Here is a 17,755-nt window from a genome sequence, read left to right as displayed (position 1 = left end):
AAGCGGCGGCGATGAAAGCGAATCTCCTCCTCGCGCTTGCCACGCTCTCCGTGCTTCCGGCCATCGCCGGCCCGACCCTCGAAGTCCGCAATACCGAGGGCAAGCCGCTGAAGATCGAACTCGTCGCTGTTGAAGGAGATAGTGTCACCTTCATCGCCGCGGGCAAGGAGGCCAAGGAACACACGCTTCCGATCGGAAAGTTCGACGCCTCGTCCCAAGAGAAGATCCGCGAGGAAGGCCAAGGACTCCCCGCGCGCCTGCCGAAGATCGACATCGAAGTCGTGATCTCCAACAAGCGCGACAAGCAGGGCTACTACATGGTCAACCAGACCGTCTCCTCAAAGGTGAAGATCCGCAATCTCAGCACCCGGATCAACTATCCCGCCTCGAAGGGCTACGTGGTCTACTTCGGCCAGAACCGCCGCAACGACGGTTTCTTCAAGGTGATGGCGAATCACAATTTCGAGTTCTCCGTGCCTGCCAACAAAACCTTCGAGACCGACGTCCTCGGCTTCAAGACCAGCTACGACAGCGACAACAAGGGCTACGGCAATATCGGTGGCTATCAATACGAGTCCTACGTCCTCGTCCTCACCGATCCCGAAGGCAAGGTGATCGGCACCAAATCCACCGATGGCAGCCTCCGCTCGGCCATCGAGAAAGATCTCTCGAAGGCCAAGCGCCTCATCGATCTCAAGCCTGACGAACTCCTGAACAAGGATCTGGAGACGATGAAGAACGAGTAAGACCTCTTCTTACACACCAGGTCGGGCAATCCTGCCCACCACCACGGCACCCAGCACGGAGAGCAGGACCGCATAGATCCAGCCGCCGCGGTAGTCCCTCTGGATTTCCAGCTTGAGTTGCATCGCCTTGCCGCCGTCCACCTGCACGCTGCGCTTGAAGTCGAGCACGGTTCCGGCCTCGCGCAGGGTCACGTCAAGCGCCGGCGGTGCCGGATCCGCGGCCAGTTGCTGGTTCACGATCCGGTTCGCGATCGCCTTCATCGCGGTGTTCTCATCCACCGTGTTGCCCTCTAACAGACGGTCGAACTGCTTCGGATCATACTTTGTCTGGCCTTGCAGCAGCGGGTTCTCCTGCGCCGCCTGCTCCAGTTGCTTGTTCCCCACCTGAACTTCGGAGACATTTTCCAGATACATGCGCTGTCTGCGCGTGTTCAGCGCCAGCGTTGCTTGCTGGGTCTTGAGATTGCGGAGCTGTACCCGTGCATCCTCGTTCGAAGCTTCGTCCAGCAAGCCGTTCCGCGCCGCCTTGCTCAAGGCCTGTCCCGCCTTCTCCTGTTCTCCCGCCTGCAGCCATTGATTCGCCTGGTCGAGCAGTGCCACCGCCTCCTGCTTGCCCGCGGCCCGCTTCCGTCCCACGAAACTGCTGTAGTCCTCCGCCTTCGCCGCCGCCTTCTGTTGCTGCAGGTCGAAGTCGCCCGAATGATCTGCCAGATGCCAGCCCTTCGGCAGGATCACCCGCCAAGACAAGTTCTCCAACGGGATATCCAGCATCGGACCGTCCAGCGTCGTCGCTCCCCCGGCCATGGCGTAGACGAAGCGCACCGAAGCCGGGCGATCGCCCTCCGGAGCCGGATAGACATGGAACAACCACTGGTCTCCATCCCGCACCAGCGGCACGCCGTCTTCATTCACCAGCACGCTGTAGAGCGAAGCACCCTTCGGCAAGGTCAGCTTCAGCGTCCCCTTCTCGACCACCCGCACGGCCAGATCCACCGCGGTCAGCGCCGCCTCTTCCGCCGAAACCAAGGTCGTGAGCGTCCCCCGCTCCACCCTCAGTTTGAGAGTGTCCGCGATCTCGTGACGCTTCAGCGTGAGAGCCAAGGGCCCCTCGGACTCCGCCACCCGGAAAACCTCCGCCGGCATGGCCCCGCTCTCGCGCAGGCTCTCCGGCACCACGCTCCACTCGCTACGCTGCCAGCCCCGCGGGGCCGACCGCTGTGCGATCTCCAAGCGCCCTCCCGTCCGCACCGCGACGAAGTACAAATTCTGCCGTACTTCCACCGGCACCACCGGAGCGATCTCCACCGTCTCTCCCGGGGTTTGCCGCTGGAACTCGATGTCCACCTTCGTCTCCCCGGCGATGCCCCGCTGGAAGCGGACTTCCCACAGCCCCTCCTCTCCAGCCACGGGCACGAAATCGCCCACCGCCGGACCGCTCGCACGCACCGTCGCCGCAGCACTTGCATCCAGGCCCGGGATCCTCACCCGCAGTGCCTTCATCGCGGCATTTTCAATTTTGTAGGCCAGCCTCACGCGCGACAGGGTCTGCCCCTCGCGCAGTGTCACTTCGTGCAGGATCTGCGCCGTCACCCAGGGATCCAGCTTTGCGATCGCCAACACCAGCGACCAATCGGCCTGCAACAGGTTAAAAGCCAGACTTCCCGGCCGGGACGCACCGGATTCCCGCGGATCAAGTTGCGAGACATTCCCGCGCGACACGGCCCGCACTTGCAAGCCGCGATCCGGCACCACGGTCAATGTGCCGGTCTGGCGCGATGCCCCGCGCAAGATCACCCGTGGCACGCTCCAATTCGCCTGCGAGCCCGGGGACGCGGCGACCATCATGATCGCGAACGACTGCTCGCCCAACGTACGCCCGTTCAAGTGCAGGTTCAGCACCCGCGCCTTTTCTTCCTGCGACTCCGCCCAATGCGCCAGCGCGGCGCCCGTGACACCCTCGATCTCGAAACCCTGCGGAATCTCCAACTCCAACTTGAATACCCCCGCCCGCGTGATCGCCGCGACAAGATCCACCGCCAGGACCATCCGGTCTTCTCCCAATGACAGTGTCTGACTCGTCGTCGCACGGATCTCCGCAGCGACCGGCGACACCCGCAGAGTCACCTCCGCCGCGGCACCCGCATGACGGAACGCACGGTGTAGAACCGCCAAAGTTCTTCCCTCGCGATCCCGCGGCAGCAGCGCCGCGCTGAAGTCGTCCAAGTTCACATCGCTCATCCCCTTTGCCACCACGCTCTCCGCCTGCGCGTCTTCACCCAGGCCCAGACCTAACAGCCCGACAGCACCTGCCGCGCCCTTCACCACCAGCGGCGAAAGCGAGAGATCGACGGGTAGGGCGGCCGTGCCGCGCTGTGTGGCAATCGATACTGTGAAGGGCTGATCCTGCGCCGGCTCGATCGCGATCCTCAGCTCGCGATTCTCCGGATTGAAGCGCCAGCTTCCCGCCGGGCCGCCTCCCACTTCGCCCACCGTGAAGCCTTCCGGAATCACTGCGACCAACTCCCGCACCACTCCGCGCGAAGGACGCACCGCGATCATATGCCGCCCGCTCACCACGCCGGGGCCGGGCAGATAAAGATCGGACACCTCCACGAAGAACTGTGTGGCCTCTGCCGCCGCGTCGCGTTGCTTCGGGCGGGCACGCAGCAGCGTGTTTTCAGATGGCTCCAGGATCAACTCGGCCCCGCTGCCGCCTTCTACTTCCACCCCTGTTATTTTGGCAGCCTGCGGCGATTCAAAATCCCAGCCCGCTTGGTTCCAGCGCACCGCGATCCGCTGCACCGCAGCGGGACCGGAGGGCAACTGCCAGCCTCCCTGGGGATCCGGCAGCGGCATCTCGAAGGTGGCCTTGCCGCTCATCTTGCCATCCGCGGTCGCCACCAGATAGTAGGCCTCCTCGGCCCCATAGGGTGCCTTCACCACGCGCCAGCCCTCGCCCTCGAAAGCGGTCAATACTGCCGGGGGCTTGAGCAGCAGGAAGCGCTCGTCGGTCTTCCCTCGACCCACCACCACGATCTCCCCGCTCAAGCGGCCATCCGCGATGCTCCAAGTCTGCGTCATCGACTCCGCAGCGCTTGCAGGTTCCGGCACCGGAGGTGCTATCACCGCTTGTTCCCCGCGCGCTTGGCCCAAGCAGATTGCCAGCATGACCAAAGCTGTAGCGGCCACGGGAGGACGTCTCAAATAACCTGCCAGACCTGGTAGCACCTTGCCCAAGAGCAGCACCACGCCGAAGCCAGCGAACAAAGGCACCGCGCCCATCCGCTGCGCCAGCAGGCCAAGCGCGATCAAGGCCAGGCCGCCGGGGAGAGTATAGGCGGCATGACGCGAGCGCAGGAAAGAATACACCAGCAACGCGATACCGGCGACGATCAGAACGATCCCCCACCCGCTCAGCATCGCGAGCCAAGGAGATACATTCCGGAGCTCGATCGTCAGTGGATCGGAAGCCGGTACCACCGGCATGGCGAACTCCAAAGTCCCGAGATTCACCCTCCTTTCCTCCAAGGCTCGGAGCGCCAGCACGAAAGCCCCTGTGGAAGCGACCGCCAAAGAAACCACCCCCGCGAGTTTCGCCTTCGGCAGGCGAAGCAGGACGAGACCCAGCGTCGTCGCGAAGAGCACAAGCGCCGCAAGCACCCGCGCCCTCTTGTGAATCCACTCCGCACCGCTCTCCGTCAGCACGGGACGCACCGGCTGCAGCCCCCCCGACCGCGGGACGAGACGGCGGTTCTCATCGCCGCTCACGATCCATTCTCCATACACCACCGGGGCATCGAGTACGGGGGCCGTCAGCACCGGGGAGCTAGCATTCTCACCGGCCCGGCCATAGCGCAGCACCACCTCGATCGGATCATTCGGATCCGCCCTCGCCGGTAGCGGTACCAAGGTCGCTTCACCATCGATTCGTGCCGTCACGTTCACCCCGTCCACCTTCGTTTCCCAAAGGTTCGCATGCTTCGGCAGCTTCGCGCGCAGCACGGCTTGGCCCCGCGCCTTCACGAAGAAGCGCACATCCGTCACCGTCTCACCATCGCGAGAGACCCGGCTCGCCAGTTCCGCCCGATCCACCACCAGCGATTCGGTTTCGCCGGGAGCATACCACTCGATCTTCATGCCCAACGAGACATCCGCCGCCGTATACTGCCACGCCGCCAGCGTGGGCCCGCTGCTGAGCAGGCGATATTCCGCGGGCAGCTCGGAGGGATCGAGCTTCAGCACCGCACCCTCGCTACGAGTGACCTCGTAGTTCACCTGCAGCGGGCTCACCACTTGCACGTGCCCGCGCTCCGATTGCACATCCAGCGGTCTCACTTCGCCCGGAGAGAGCTCACCGCCCCGGCTACTCATCGGCTGCTCGAAGGTCACCAGCACCGTCCCGGCACCGAGCACGGGACGTGCGAGCGGAATGATCAGGACGTCTCCTTCACGACGCCAGTCGCGCCCCACGTTCTGCCCCGTTACTTCCACATTCCCCAGTGCCTCCGGCACCCGGATCCGCCACTGCGAAGTCGGCGCACCAACTACGAAATAGTTCACCAGCACGCTGCCCGAGACGGCACCCTCCTTCAACGAATAGAGGTGGAACACATCCGCCTGCACGCTCTGTCCGAGTGCTTCCAGACGCATCGTGGCGCTCCACTTGCCCTCGCGGATGCGGAAGGCCTGTTGCAGTCCTGCCTGCTTCTTGGGGAAATAATCCGGCGGTGTTTCAGCCAATCCTTCGGTACCACCCGGTACCACCCGGAATCCCGCGGCGGCCACCACGCCCACATAGCCACGCGCTGACTTCGCCCCCGGATGCCCCAGCACGGGCAGCACCCATTCTCCCCCGGCAGCCGCGAGATTTTTCTCCAGCCTCAGGCTTACCAGATGGCGTCCGATCAGGGCCTCACGGAACAAGATCTTCAGCTCACGCTTTCCTTCCTTCGCCTCGCTCGCCAACGAGTAGTCCGCCACCCCTGCGCCCTCGACCGCCGCCACTGCAAAATCCTCCGGCACTTCCACGATCCATTCGCGGAGAGGGGCTTCGCGGATATCCAGTTCGAGATCCGCGAGAATCCGGCGATCCGTCTCCGCCTGCTCATGGATCGTCACCTCGTTCAAGGACACCTCCGGTAGCACCTGAGAGGCCCTGATCTCATACGCATGATCCGCCGCCGGGAAGCGATAGACGAATGCTTGCCGGAAGCTCTCGTTCTCCTTCGTCCAAGGGAACTGCCCGGGGGAGAGCTGCATCAATCCCCGCGCGGCAGCGATCTCCAGACGCACCGCACCATCGTTCGCGATCCGCAGGAAGCCGCGATGACTTAGAACTCCTTGTGGGGAGAAGCGCATGGGCTCAAGTGCCGCCGGGAAGGCCCCGATCGATGACTGGGCTTCGATCACGATGGAACCCTCCGCTTCGATGGGACGGCTCAGCCGTACCTCCAGCATCCGTGCACCTGCTTCTTCGCTCACACTCCACGCCAGCACCTGTGCCCCCTTCACCGCGAGGATTTCACCGGGACCCTCTACGCGCACCCTCAGGACATCCAGCTTCCCCTGCAGCACTTGGAAATTGATCTGCGCATAGCGCTTGGCCAGGCCCGCGCCCACCCGCGTGTCCGAGATCTCCGTGCTGTTGAAGAACAGCGCTCCCTCGCCCTCCTCTCGCCCGCTCTTCCATGCGAAGGCTGCACTTCCCGCCGCGGGCAGGAAGCCGGTCCATTCGCCATTGCGGCGCTCCGGCACGACGGGCTGGGATGGATCGAAGGACACTCCCTCAGGCAGCCCCGCGATCCGCACCGGCACCACCGCCCCGCCATGCACCCGGAAATTCACCGTGCGCCAATCGCCTTGCCTTGTGAGTGGAGCTTCGAAGGCCAGTTCGATCGGAAAGCTTCCCTCCTTCTCTCCCACCAGTTCGTGCACGAAGTCATCTCCCTGCTTCTTCAAGCGCGTGAACCATCCTTCTCCCGCCGGAGCTCCCGACAATGCCGCGCCATCTAGCAGAACTATCGCCTCCCCCGCCCGCGCGACCTTCATCTCACCGCGCAGCACGAAGGAGATACCGCTGAGATCCGCGGCCGGCTTTCCTTCCAAGGTCACATTCGCCAGCTCCACCGGACGCGCCGCCGAGCTTTTCAGGCCGATCATCACCTTCAAGGTCCCGCTCCCCGTGAAGAAGCGATCCGGCATCCCTTGCAGCGGTTGCAGACCGCTTGCTTCCACCACCCGCGCCAGCGCATCGCCATCGCCGCGCAGTTCAAGCGTGCCGGTGAAGCCCACCGCCGCACCCGCGGAGGGATGGAGCAGTGCAAACGACTCGCCTGCTTTCTTCGCAGGGATGCCGTGCACCGCCATGATCGTGAAGTTGAACTCCATCGGCACCGGATCCGCCGAGCCCACCGCAGGCAGCACCGGCTTCACGTCCAGGAAGCGCCGCCCATCCGATTCTTTCCGCACCGTCCACCCCGCCAGAGCCTCACCGGTGACTCCCGTGATCTCGCCCTCGCCATTCAGCCCGATCGACAAGGTCTCCGGCCGTCCTTGGTGGACCTTCAGCTTCGCGCTGATCACATGTTCCGTGCGGTTGGTGAAGACGTTCACCACCGAGCTTGTCTCGGCCGAGAAGAAGAGCGGCGCCGGCTTCTCCGCCACCTTGGCCGGCACCAGAATCACCGGATCGCCTTGGGCATCCTGCGCCGGGGCTAGCAAAACCAAGGCACTGCACAGGGCCGCCATCCAGGAGCGGATCGCCCTGCCTTCAGGCAGCAGTCGAGCGAGGGAGGAATACGGTTTCATGATCACTTCGGGTGAATGTTCGGAACACCAAACGCCGGCCAGTACCGGACCATTGGTAAAGTGAGTGTAAATTGCTCCCGCACCCCTTAGGCGCGGCGCGGCCATCAATGGGATGACCCGCCAACCCGCAAACCCTTGGGAGAATTCTCACAAAAACTGAACCCGCCCTCTTCCTGACTACGACACTTCTCGTACCGGCCCCAACACTCCCTCGCGCGGATCAGCGCACTGTGGACTTTCTCCAACTACTTCAATCTCTCCACCATCCCTCCGAACTCTTCGACCTTCCCGCTCCCCGCGAACTCCGACTTTACATCGGCAAATACTTTTCCGAAGCGCGAGAAATCGACCGCCTCCGCCATCGGGCCGTTACGCAACTTCTCTGCGGCCATCATCGCAAGTCCCGCCAGCTTCATCGAAGCGGTAGCCTGATCGAATGCCGCTGCCTGTGCCTCATAAGGAATGGTCCAGGTGCGCTCCACCATCTGCCCGCTCGCGACATCGCGGAAGCGCACGCTCACCTCGCCAATCTCCCCCTCGCCCTCCGGCAGGGTCTGGATCTGATAGAGCGCATTGCCCGCTTCCTCCGCCGCCATTTCCGCGGCATCCACGGCGTCGTTCTTGAAATCCTCTTTGGCCAAGCGGTGCTCCTCGAAGCCGATCAGCTTGTAGCGGGCCACCCGTGCTGCATTGAAGCGCACCTGTACCTTCACATTCTCCGCCGCCGGCCGAAAGGCTCCCGCCAGCTGCTTGGCAAAGCCATCGCCCGCATCCTCCGCCTGATCGACCACATAGTAGCGGCCGTTTCCATTCCGTGTCAGCCGCTCCAAGAGGCGATCATTCAGCCCCTCCGCACCGAAGCCCGCGGCATCGAAAGCAATGCCCTCCTGGCGTAACTGCTCCACCCGGGCCTGGAGTGATTCCGGCTGGGCATCACCCAGATTTGCCGCCCCATCGGTGAACAGCACGATCCGGTTCTGCGCCGCCGCATTGAACTGCCGCTTCGCCAGTTCTTCCGCCAGCTTGAGTCCCTCCTCCAGATTCGTTCCTCCTTCAGAAGGAGTCTGCGCGATGATCGTGTTTAACTCTCCGGCCCGCGCCCCTGGCAGACGATCCGCGAGCAGCCGTGGCGTGCGGGCAAAGCCGGCCACTGTGATCGTATCGCCTTCTTTCAGCAGCTTCGAGAGCTGGTCCACCGCCCGCAGCATGGCCGTCTGGCGATCCTCCCGTTCCATCGATCCCGAGCTATCTAACAACAGAGTCAGATTCAGGGGTGTCGATCCCCCGCGGCCTGCCGCCGCCGTGCGCACCCCGATCCGCACCAGATTCCGCTGCGGCAGGATCGGGTGTGCCGCCTGCTCGCTCACGCACACCACGGGTTCTCCCGGCGCCGGGGCCGGATCACCGTAGTCGAAGGCATTATAGAACTCTTCCGAACGGATTCCCGCAGGATCCGGTTGCTCACCGCGGTCCAGCGCGGCCTTCGCCAACTTGAAGGAGGCATCGCTCACGTGCAGCGAGAAGGTCGAGAATGGTTCCGCCACCGCGCTCGTCTCATCCCCGCCTTCCAGATCCAGCACCTGCTTGGCATCCTTCTGCTGCGGGTTCCATTGGAGGGCCTTGCCCGCCCACTCCTTGGCCGAATCTTCCTTGCCCTTTGTTTTCGCATCCACCGCCAGACCCGCGGCGATCTCCGCCAGCGACAGCTTCAGCTCCGCGCGCCGCCCGAGCGAAGCCGGAGCTTCCGGAATCAAGCCCAGCGCATCTGTCTGCAGCTTGTAGGCCCTCTCCAGATCTCCGGACTCACGGGCATTCTTGGCCTCGCCCGCAAGCCGTTCGGCATCGCCTGCGGTTTGTTGACGACGGGCCAACTCTTGCTGTGCCAACTCGCTCACGGCACCGGCACCCGGGGCTCCTGCGGCCTGCTGAGCCGGGGCAACGCCGGAGGGCGGCTGAAGCTCCCATGCTGCATCCACCTGCGAGAGCAACTCGGCGCGGGTGTGATCGTAGGCGGCGCGATAGTAGTCGGTTTTCGCCTGCGCGACCCGCTCCAGGCCGCGCCGCGCCGCTTTGTTAGAGGGATCGACGCGGAGCACATCCTCGTAGTGGCGGACGGCATCGTCATACTTTCCAAGGTTATAGCCCCCCTCGGCGAGGTAGAGACTGCGACGAACCTTGTCGACGTTCTCAGCATGCTGGGCCCCTGGTGCCATCACCCCATTCTCAGCGGGAACTGTTGGCGTAGCCGGGGTCACCACACTCTCAGCATCCAGATCGGCCAGACCGTCTTCCATTCCCGCAAGGTCCGGCAACCGGGGAGCTTCGAAGGCGTCGGGATAAGCAAACTCCCGAGTCACCTCCGTCGCGCCGGACGGATCGCCGAAGAAATTCTGCGCTGCTGCGACCTCCGGAGTTTCCGAGATACGCCCGCCGAGACCCGCGGTCGTACCGTTCTGATACAATGTTATTCCGAAGATTGCCTGCGCGGCATCAGGACGGGCGGTCGAACCGCTGCCACCATTGCTGCGAGCCATCCGGTTCGCGTCTTGGCTGTAGTTGAGCGTGAAGCCCTGCGGTGCACTTGGATCCAAGATCGGCATCTCGCCAGGCTTGCGCGGCACGATCTCCTGCTGCGAGAAGCGATAGACATTCGGATCCTGGTCTTGCAGCGCAAGCGCCGGCAAGTTCTGCGGGCTATCCGCTGGAGCATCCTTCTTGGCCATTTCCATGGCGTCTTCCGCCACTGCGCCCGGCGGAATTGCGTCGAGATTATTCCGCATGACCGGCCCATCGCCGCTGCGGAGACCGTCTGTTAGATTAGCCCCTGCAGCTAACGAAGTGTCCGAAATCGACTTTGCTTCCGCTTCCCTCAGCTTCGGCTCTTCCGAGAGTTGGGCGAGTTGTTCGTCCGTCTGGACCACTCGACCACCCACCATCTGCTTCTTCCAGTCCGGATGCTCCTCCTGCACGCGTTGGAAATTGCGCCTCGCATCGGCGAGCTTCGCCCTTGCCTCCGAATCCCGCCCCTCGGACTTCAGCTTCTCGGAATCCTTGCTTTGGAGCCAACCTTGGAAATAGAGATCCGCCGGATCGGAAGCCTTCTCCGTCTTCTTTGCCAAAAGCTCCGGCTCTGCAGGCGTGCTTCCATCGGCAGCAGACAATCGGACCTGTTCTTCGATCGCGGACTCGCGGATCTCCTTCGTAAGCAGGTCCCCGGCTTCCTCTCCCACTCCACGGAAAGCCCTCTGTCTTTTCACGGAAGCCTCCGGCTCCACCGTCCTCACTGCCGGACTTGCAGGCATGAAGTCCACCGTCTTCTCCGGCGGAGCTTCCGCCATCACCGTCTTCCCTAGGGCCTGCTTGTTGCTGAAAAGCGGATAAGAAACTAGCGAGATCGCCACACACGCCGCTGCCGCCAGCAGGATCCTGCGCGCGAAGTAGCGGTTCACCTTCTTATCCTGCTCCGCCGTCGCCATCGGCACCGCCCCTAACAGGTCGGTGATCTTCTGCCGCTTGCCTTCCGGCAACTTCCAGCTCGCGTGCATTCCCGGCTTCGCATCCGCTGCCAGGATCGCATCCAGATCCCGCATCCGCCGCTCGAATTCGCGCAGCTTGGGATCCTCCGCACAGAGCTTCTCCAGCTCCGCCGCCTCGAAGGGCGAGGCCTCCCCGAGCACCCATGCCACGATCCGCGCCTCTAGCGCGTCATCGCTGCCCGGTTTCTGGGAATCTTCGGAACCTTTCATGGCTTTCTCTCCTGTCTTCTTTGGATCTTGAAACTTAAAACTTGGAACTTCATGCCGGATTCACCCCGGCCTTCACTCGGACCTCTCAACCCCCAGTTTCCTCAAGCCGTCCCCCAGCCCCTTGAGCAAGTGGTGCAGCTTGTAGCCCACATTCCCTACCGAGAGCCCGGTGCGTTTGCTGATCTGGTCGTATTTCAAGTTCTGGTGATACTTCAGTTGGATGATCTGGCGGTCTTCTTCCTTCATTTCCGCCAGCAGCAGACGGACGGCGCCCGCGGCCTCGAGCCGGGCCAGATGCCCGTCGGGGCCGCGGGCCTCGTCCGCCGTCTCCGGCAGTTCGTCCCCGGACTCTCGCTTGTGATCGCGCAGGTGGTTCAGGGCGAGATTCCGGACCGAGCGGTAGAGCCAAGCTCGCGGGTGCTGGACCTCTTCCCAGTGCGCATGGAGCCTCAGGAAGGCCTCTTGGACGAGGTCTTCCGCAGTCTCCCGCCGACCGCTCAGGCCGAGGGCGAAGCGTAGCAGGGGTCCCTCTTCCGCCTCGAAGACTTCCCGCAAGCTCGGCTTGTCCTCGGGATTCATCGGGCCGGAAGACGACGCCTGCGGCACTTCAAGCACGGCTGGTGCGGCGGCAAGGTCCATGCGGTTGGAGTCGCGGTCTCATGGCTTTCATCAAGGAAGACACGACAGCGGGAAAATCCTTGGAACTTTCTTCCACAAATCCCGCCCCACCTCAACTCCTCCCTCCCGTCCCCGAAGGTTGGCACGCAATTCCTCAAACCCGGGCTCGCCTGATCGAACCCGCTCCAAATGCCACCGCTGGCCTGCCGGAGCCTCCCTCTTAACCCGCCTCCTGCTTGGCGATCTTGTCCAAGATGCCGTTCACGAAGCGACCGGAGTCCGTGGTGCCGAAACGCTTGGCCAATTCGATGGCTTCGTCGATAGCAACCGGGGCCGGAACCTCCGGGGAATGGATGATTTCCCAAGTCGCGAGCCGCAGAATCGCCCGGTCCACCGGGTCGATCCGCTCGGGAACGAAGTTTTCCACGACGGCCGCGAGGCGCTCGTCGATGCTCTCCTTCTCGCGCTGGACCGCATCCGCCAGCTTGTCGGTTTCCCGGCGGAGTTTGGCGAGAGTCTGCTTCGATTCCCGCAGCTTGGCGAGATCGACCTGATCCGGGAATTTCTCCGGCTCCTCCACCATCCGGACCCGCTCCGAAATCCGCGCGAGGCGGCGGACGCTGCCAGCCACCGGATCCATCTGGGAACGGAGGCCCGGGATGTCCTCGAGGGCTTCCAAGAAACGCTTGCGGGCACCTTCCAGTTCGCGGTCGGTGCGGAAAAGCTTCTCCAGCACGGGCTCGAAACGTTCCGTGAAGGTGTCGTCCTCACGCGGGATCCGGGAGAGCTCGATCATGCCGGCACTCCACTTGTTCTCGAGATCGGCGATCGTCTGCAGCGCAATCGCGGTGCGCTCCAAGTCCGGGCGAGCCTTCAGGGTAGCCATCGCCACCGGCAAGCGCCCCTGGAACTCCGTGAGTCGGGCCTCCCGGCCGAGGCTCAGGTGATGGAGGGTCTTCCACGTGGCATGAAGCAGGGCACGATGGTCCGACTCCGTGATGAATTGCCAGAACGGCTCACGGAGGGACGCGGGGTCGGCCCCGCCTTCGAGGTCGGCGCAGTACAGGAACTGGACGACGGCCTCGCGAATCTGGCGGCGACTAGGCATTGCGGGAAATAACGCGGGGCATCGAGCGCTCGATCTCGTGGAAGATGTCCACCATCGAGGCGGCGATGCGGGCGGCTTCGCGGCCGCGGTTCAGGTTTGAGCCGATGCAGCGGGCATAGGCTTGTTTTTCGTCCTCAACGAGCAGGACCTCGTGGATCAGCGGCACCTTATACTTGATGGAAAGCTCCTGCAACGAATGGGTTACGGAGCTACCGATCATGTCCGCATGAGAGGTCGCGCCCTTCACGATCACGCCGAGGGCGATCACGCAGGCCGGGAGATGCTCCCCGCGGTCCAAAATGTTCGCTATGGTGACGGGGATCTCGAAAGCGCCGGGAACGCGGATGATATCCACCCGGGTCTGAGGCATCAGCTCGCTGAGTTCCGCCACCGCGTTTTCCACCAAGGCATCCGCGAATTGCTCGTTGTACTTCGACGCCACGATGCACACGCGGAGGCGTGGTCCGATGATACGGGGTTTGGGTGGTAGCGCCGAGGACATGGTCGGGGTATGCAGGCAGCTTGCGGAAAAGTCAACGGGGGTAAGGCTCAAACCCGAGGATTCGGATTTCTCCTTACTCAATGTTCTGAACCTGCTCCCGGATCTTCTCGAGTTCCGTCTTCGCCTCCACCACGTGCTGCGCGATGGCGGCATCACTGGCCTTCGAGCCGATGGTATTGAATTCGCGGTGAATCTCCTGACACAAGAAGTCCAAGGAACGTCCCGCAGGCTCGCTGCCGGTCATATACTCACGGAAACGCCGGAAATGAGCGTCGAGGCGGGTGGTCTCCTCGGAAATGTCGCAGCGGTCGGCGAAAACGACCAATTCCCGGAGAACCCGCTCGTCCTGAAGCTCGAGTTCCAGACCTGCATCCCGCAAGCGCTTGAGGAGCTGTTCCTTGTAGCGCTCCGGCCGACCGGGGGCGAGGAGCGCGATGGAGGCCGCGATTTTCTCCAGCAGGACAAGCCGCGCGAAAAGGTCCCGGGCCAAGTCCTCTCCCTCCGCCAAGCGCATGGCGAGCACCTGCTCCAGCGCCACCTCCAGCGCTGGCTCGATCGCGGGCCATGCCGCTTCCCCGCTCATACCGCCGTCTTCCAAGCGGATCAGACCCGGGGAGCGCAGGAAATCGGCAGCTTCCGGGCTGACCCGGCGGCCGGTGTGCTCCGAAATACGGGCAAAGGCGGACTCCAGCGCATCGACCAAGCGGAGATCCACGCTGGACGGAGAGCCCTGCCCGGAGGCCCGCTCGAACTGGATATTGATCTGGATACGACCGCGGGAAATCGCGTTCAGCACCGCCTTGCGGATCTTGGGTTCCAGCTCCAACAGTTCGCGCGGAGCCTGAATGACCACCTCCGCTTGCTTGCGGTTCACGCAGGCGATCTCGACCGTGGCCGTTCCTTCTTCCGCCGTGGCCGAACCGCGGCCGAATCCCGTCATGGAGTGCATGACCGGGAGAAAATCACCAATCCCCGATCTTCCAATCACTAATCGAGACGGCACCTCGCGGTTGCCGGCCTCGGTAGCAAGCCCGCGGCCTCCGCCGATCCGGTTAGAGCCCCCCTTTCACCGCGTAACGGATCGAACTACCGGTAGAGAAAACGACGGCAGGCTGTCCTCCGGGACTAAATGCGAGCCCGTAGCGTCCTGACTCGTATTTGTCGGCATAGGTCACGCCAAGATACTCCTTTTCCCAAACTCCTGCCTTCAAAGTCGCGACCGCGAGATTGGAAGGCCATTGGTCGAGATCCGCATCCAAGGTATAAGCGACGACCGGCAACCCGGAGGGCGAAAAGGTCAAAACGCTGCCGAAACGCCAGTCCGAAGCGGTGCTGATGACGGATGCCTGCCATTCCTCCTCCTCTTCGTTGAAGACCGCGTAAGTCAGCCGTCCCTCCGAGAAGTAGCTGTCGTAGGTAACCGCGGCTTGTCCCGAAGGGGTGAATGCCAATCGAACGGCAGTATATTCGAGATACTCTTCGGGATCCTCCGCAATGGTGGACGTGACCCACCCACCCGCTGTCTTACGGATAAGATGAAGGGAGACGATATCGGCCTGATAGGCGATTGCCGGGTTCCCTTCCGCGTCGAAGGCAAGAGATGGCCCCTCGGCATCCGAAGCCGGAATGGCTTCCGCGTCCAAGTCCCTTCGCCTGCAGCTTGGGCGTATCCGATTCCGCCGTCCTCCGCATCATCGTAGGCAATGGAAGGAACGCCTGCGGGCGAAAACACCAAGCAGGGATTTTTATTCTAATAACTACTTCGGGTTGTCATCCGTCGCTCTGAATCGGCAGGGACCAAGCGAGGCGAGAGGTCCGGCAGATGCGAATGCCTATGCGCCAGATCAGGGCGGAAGCGAGTCCGTGCTTTCCAGCCGCGGGGTAGGGAGGGTAGTGAAGCGGGAATGATGAAGATTCACGTGCTGGTAGGGGCCATGGCGGTGCTGTGCGGTTGGGGAACCCTGCCCGCGGAGGAAGCCGCGGGTCATCTCCTGGCGAAGGCGGGCAGCCTGCCGGAAGCCGGGAAGGTCTTCTCACGGCGCGAGAACTCCGAGTTCGGGGAGGCGGCGCTCAAGCTCAAGTTCGAGTTCCAGACGGCGAAAGGGACCTTCTCGCGCAAGGTCGCCTCCAATGAATTGTATGAAGGCTTGGGAGACGGCAAGGCGCGACGGGTGCTTATGAGCCGGACCGTTGAGACCCGGCGCGTGATCGAGGAAATGGAGGAGCCGGAACCCGAGCAGCACGATGAATTGCAGGGCTTGCCGGTGATCGTGGAGTTCAAGGAAGGAAAATGGCACGCAGGCTTGGAGGAGGGCGAAGCAAATCCGGAGCAGAAGACCGCACTGGATGAACTGTTGGAGCAGTTGCGCGCCGAGCCGGATCTGGCGATCTACGGAAAGGAACCCCGCAAGCCGGGCGAAACTTGGAAGGTCGACCTGAAAGAGCTGAAGGAGTTCTGCGGGATGAGCGCACTGGAGGGAGAATTCAGCGTCCAGTTCCTGGAGCTGAAGGATGTCGCGGGAACTTCCTGCGCGGTGCTCAAGTCCGTCTTCGATCTCAAAGGCGTGGCACCCGCGAAGAAAGGTGAGGCCCCGCTCAAGATGGCGGCGAAGGGCGAGATGCTATCCCATCGCTCGCTGAAGGATCTCGTGGATCTGGAGTCGAAACTCAGCGGAACCCTGCTGATGGAGGGCTCGCCGGGAGGCGACCTCACCTTCAGCATCGAAGGCCCGCTCAAGTCGGAGGTGACCGTAGAGGTGGGGAAGAACTGATCAGGCCCGCAGGGGAATTCCGGGGCGGGCAACAAGGCCTGGGACCGACATCGGATCGATGATCGCTATTTGTTTTCCCCACCCAAGTCGGACATCCGGCGGCGCTCCTCATCCGGAATGCTCTGGGGCGGTTCTTCGGAGAGAGCCTCGCCCTCGGTAGCGGATTCCGAGCCGGCCTTCCAGCCATCCTCGTTGTTGGAGGGATCCCAGTGATCGGAGCGGTCCTCTTCCTCGCCCTTCTCGTGGCTATCGGAATCGAGCAGCAGGCGCTCCATCCGCTGACGCTCCTCCTCGCGTTCGGCCTGTTCGGCTTTCTTCGCATCGAAGTAGGAGAGCCAGATGCAGAGCTCGTAGAGCAGGCACATCGGCCCCGCCATGAGACAAAGGGTGAAGGCGTCCGGCGTGGGCGTGATGATCGCCGCGACCACGAAGATCGCCAGGATCGCGTAGGACCGGGTCCGGCGCATCGCCTCGTGGGTGAGCAGGCCGATCTTCACGAAGACCATGACCACCACCGGCAGCTCGAAGGAAAGGCCGAAGAGCAGCGTGAACTGGGTCGCGAAGGTGATGTACTCCCCGATCCGCCAGTCATTGGACACGCCCAGCTGGGCGCTCCATTCATAGAAGAAGGTCAGGGCACGCGGCAGGACGAAGAAGTAGGCGAAACAAACACCGATCAGGAAGAGCCCGAAACCGATGGCCAGCGCCGGCCATAGCACCTTTTGCTCGTGGGTATGCAGGCCGGGCAGGACAAACTGCAGGACGTAAAGCAGGAGCAGAGGGAACGCTACCACGATGCCCGCGAAGAAGGAGAGCTTCATCGAGAGCATGAAGGTCTCGGTGGGCTTCAGGGCGGACATCAGCTGGAGATTCCCGCGGACATCGATCTCCGGGCTCGCACCTTTCACCAGCATCTCGGTCACGATTGCCCCGAACTCCGGCGTGGCGGCCTTCTCGAGGAAAGGCTTGCGATTCGCTTCGGGCAGCGCGGCAATCGCGCGAAGGAGGCGGACCAACTCTACCCTACGGAGGGTGTCCGCATCGAACTGATCGAGGAAAACGCCGGAACGCTCCATCCCAAGCGAGACGGCGGCGTGCTCGATCTTCTTGGCCGCCTCCCAGTTGGCCGGGGTAATGTCGGAGGGGAGCAGTTTGCTGGCGTGGATCTGCGTCACCTGATCGACAGGCTCCCGGAGCAGGTCCATCAGCTTGTCCTGGAAGGCGAAGCAGACGACCATGGAAACCATGAGGGTTACCACAGTACGGGTGATCATCACCCGCAGGTCTTCCAAATGCTCAAGGAAAGGCTTTTCTAGGTCCGGGTTCGCCTTGTCCCGCAGTTGAAATACCTTGTTCAGCAAAAACATCGGCCGTCGCGGCGGGATTCAAGGGCGGGAGAGGCGGGGGCGCAATGAAGGAAACGGATTATTCGAGGCGGTCCACCACGGACAGCCGCG

General features: G+C 63.0%; 10 protein-coding genes. 2 read left to right on the top strand and 8 right to left on the bottom strand.

Going from position 1 to position 17,755, the window contains the following annotated elements:
• Window positions 1-11: 11 nt before the first annotated feature.
• A complete protein-coding gene (locus tag OJ996_RS01795) occupies window positions 12-746 on the top strand; it encodes a hypothetical protein (RefSeq protein WP_264510553.1) in 735 nt (244 codons plus the stop codon).
• A gap of 9 nt (window positions 747-755) precedes the next feature.
• On the opposite strand, the gene OJ996_RS01790 is transcribed toward OJ996_RS01795, so the two are convergent.
• The 7 genes from OJ996_RS01790 to OJ996_RS01760 form a co-directional block, all read right to left on the bottom strand.
• Complete coding sequence (locus OJ996_RS01790) at window positions 756-7,553, bottom strand: hypothetical protein (RefSeq protein WP_264510551.1); 6,798 nt, start codon at window positions 7,551-7,553, stop codon at window positions 756-758.
• Between the two features lie 245 nt (window positions 7,554-7,798).
• The gene (locus OJ996_RS01785; RefSeq protein ID WP_264510549.1) at window positions 7,799-11,299 is read right to left on the bottom strand and encodes a vWA domain-containing protein; all 3,501 of its coding nucleotides are present in this window, start codon (window positions 11,297-11,299) and stop codon (window positions 7,799-7,801) included.
• 72 nt (window positions 11,300-11,371) lie between these two features.
• Entirely contained in the window at window positions 11,372-11,938 is a 567-nt protein-coding gene (locus OJ996_RS01780) for an RNA polymerase sigma factor (RefSeq protein WP_264510547.1), read from the bottom strand.
• 199 nt (window positions 11,939-12,137) lie between these two features.
• Complete coding sequence (gene nusB / locus OJ996_RS01775) at window positions 12,138-13,025, bottom strand: transcription antitermination factor NusB (protein ID WP_264510545.1); 888 nt, start codon at window positions 13,023-13,025, stop codon at window positions 12,138-12,140.
• Window positions 13,018-13,527: a 6,7-dimethyl-8-ribityllumazine synthase gene (ribH, locus tag OJ996_RS01770; protein WP_264510543.1), complete on the bottom strand. Its 510-nt coding sequence runs from the start codon at window positions 13,525-13,527 to the stop codon at window positions 13,018-13,020. Before ribH ends, nusB begins: the two co-directional genes overlap by 8 nt.
• Before the next feature lie 73 nt (window positions 13,528-13,600).
• Window positions 13,601-14,476, bottom strand: coding sequence for a YicC/YloC family endoribonuclease (locus OJ996_RS01765; RefSeq protein ID WP_264510541.1), 876 nt, complete (start codon window positions 14,474-14,476; stop codon window positions 13,601-13,603).
• Between the two features lie 103 nt (window positions 14,477-14,579).
• The gene (locus OJ996_RS01760; protein ID WP_264510540.1) at window positions 14,580-15,170 is read right to left on the bottom strand and encodes a hypothetical protein; all 591 of its coding nucleotides are present in this window, start codon (window positions 15,168-15,170) and stop codon (window positions 14,580-14,582) included.
• Between the two features lie 264 nt (window positions 15,171-15,434).
• On the opposite strand from OJ996_RS01760, the gene OJ996_RS01755 reads away from it, so the two are divergent.
• Complete coding sequence (locus OJ996_RS01755) at window positions 15,435-16,298, top strand: hypothetical protein (protein ID WP_264510538.1); 864 nt, start codon at window positions 15,435-15,437, stop codon at window positions 16,296-16,298.
• A gap of 65 nt (window positions 16,299-16,363) precedes the next feature.
• Here OJ996_RS01755 and tatC read toward each other — a convergent pair whose 3' ends face one another.
• Window positions 16,364-17,665, bottom strand: a complete 1,302-nt coding sequence (gene tatC / locus OJ996_RS01750; RefSeq protein WP_264510536.1) for a twin-arginine translocase subunit TatC — start codon at window positions 17,663-17,665, stop codon at window positions 16,364-16,366.
• Window positions 17,666-17,755 lie beyond the last annotated feature (90 nt).

The sequence above is a fragment of the Luteolibacter rhizosphaerae genome (assembly GCF_025950095.1).
Taxonomy (GTDB): domain Bacteria; phylum Verrucomicrobiota; class Verrucomicrobiia; order Verrucomicrobiales; family Akkermansiaceae; genus Haloferula; species Haloferula rhizosphaerae.
This window is presented reverse-complemented; position numbering and strand designations above follow the sequence as displayed.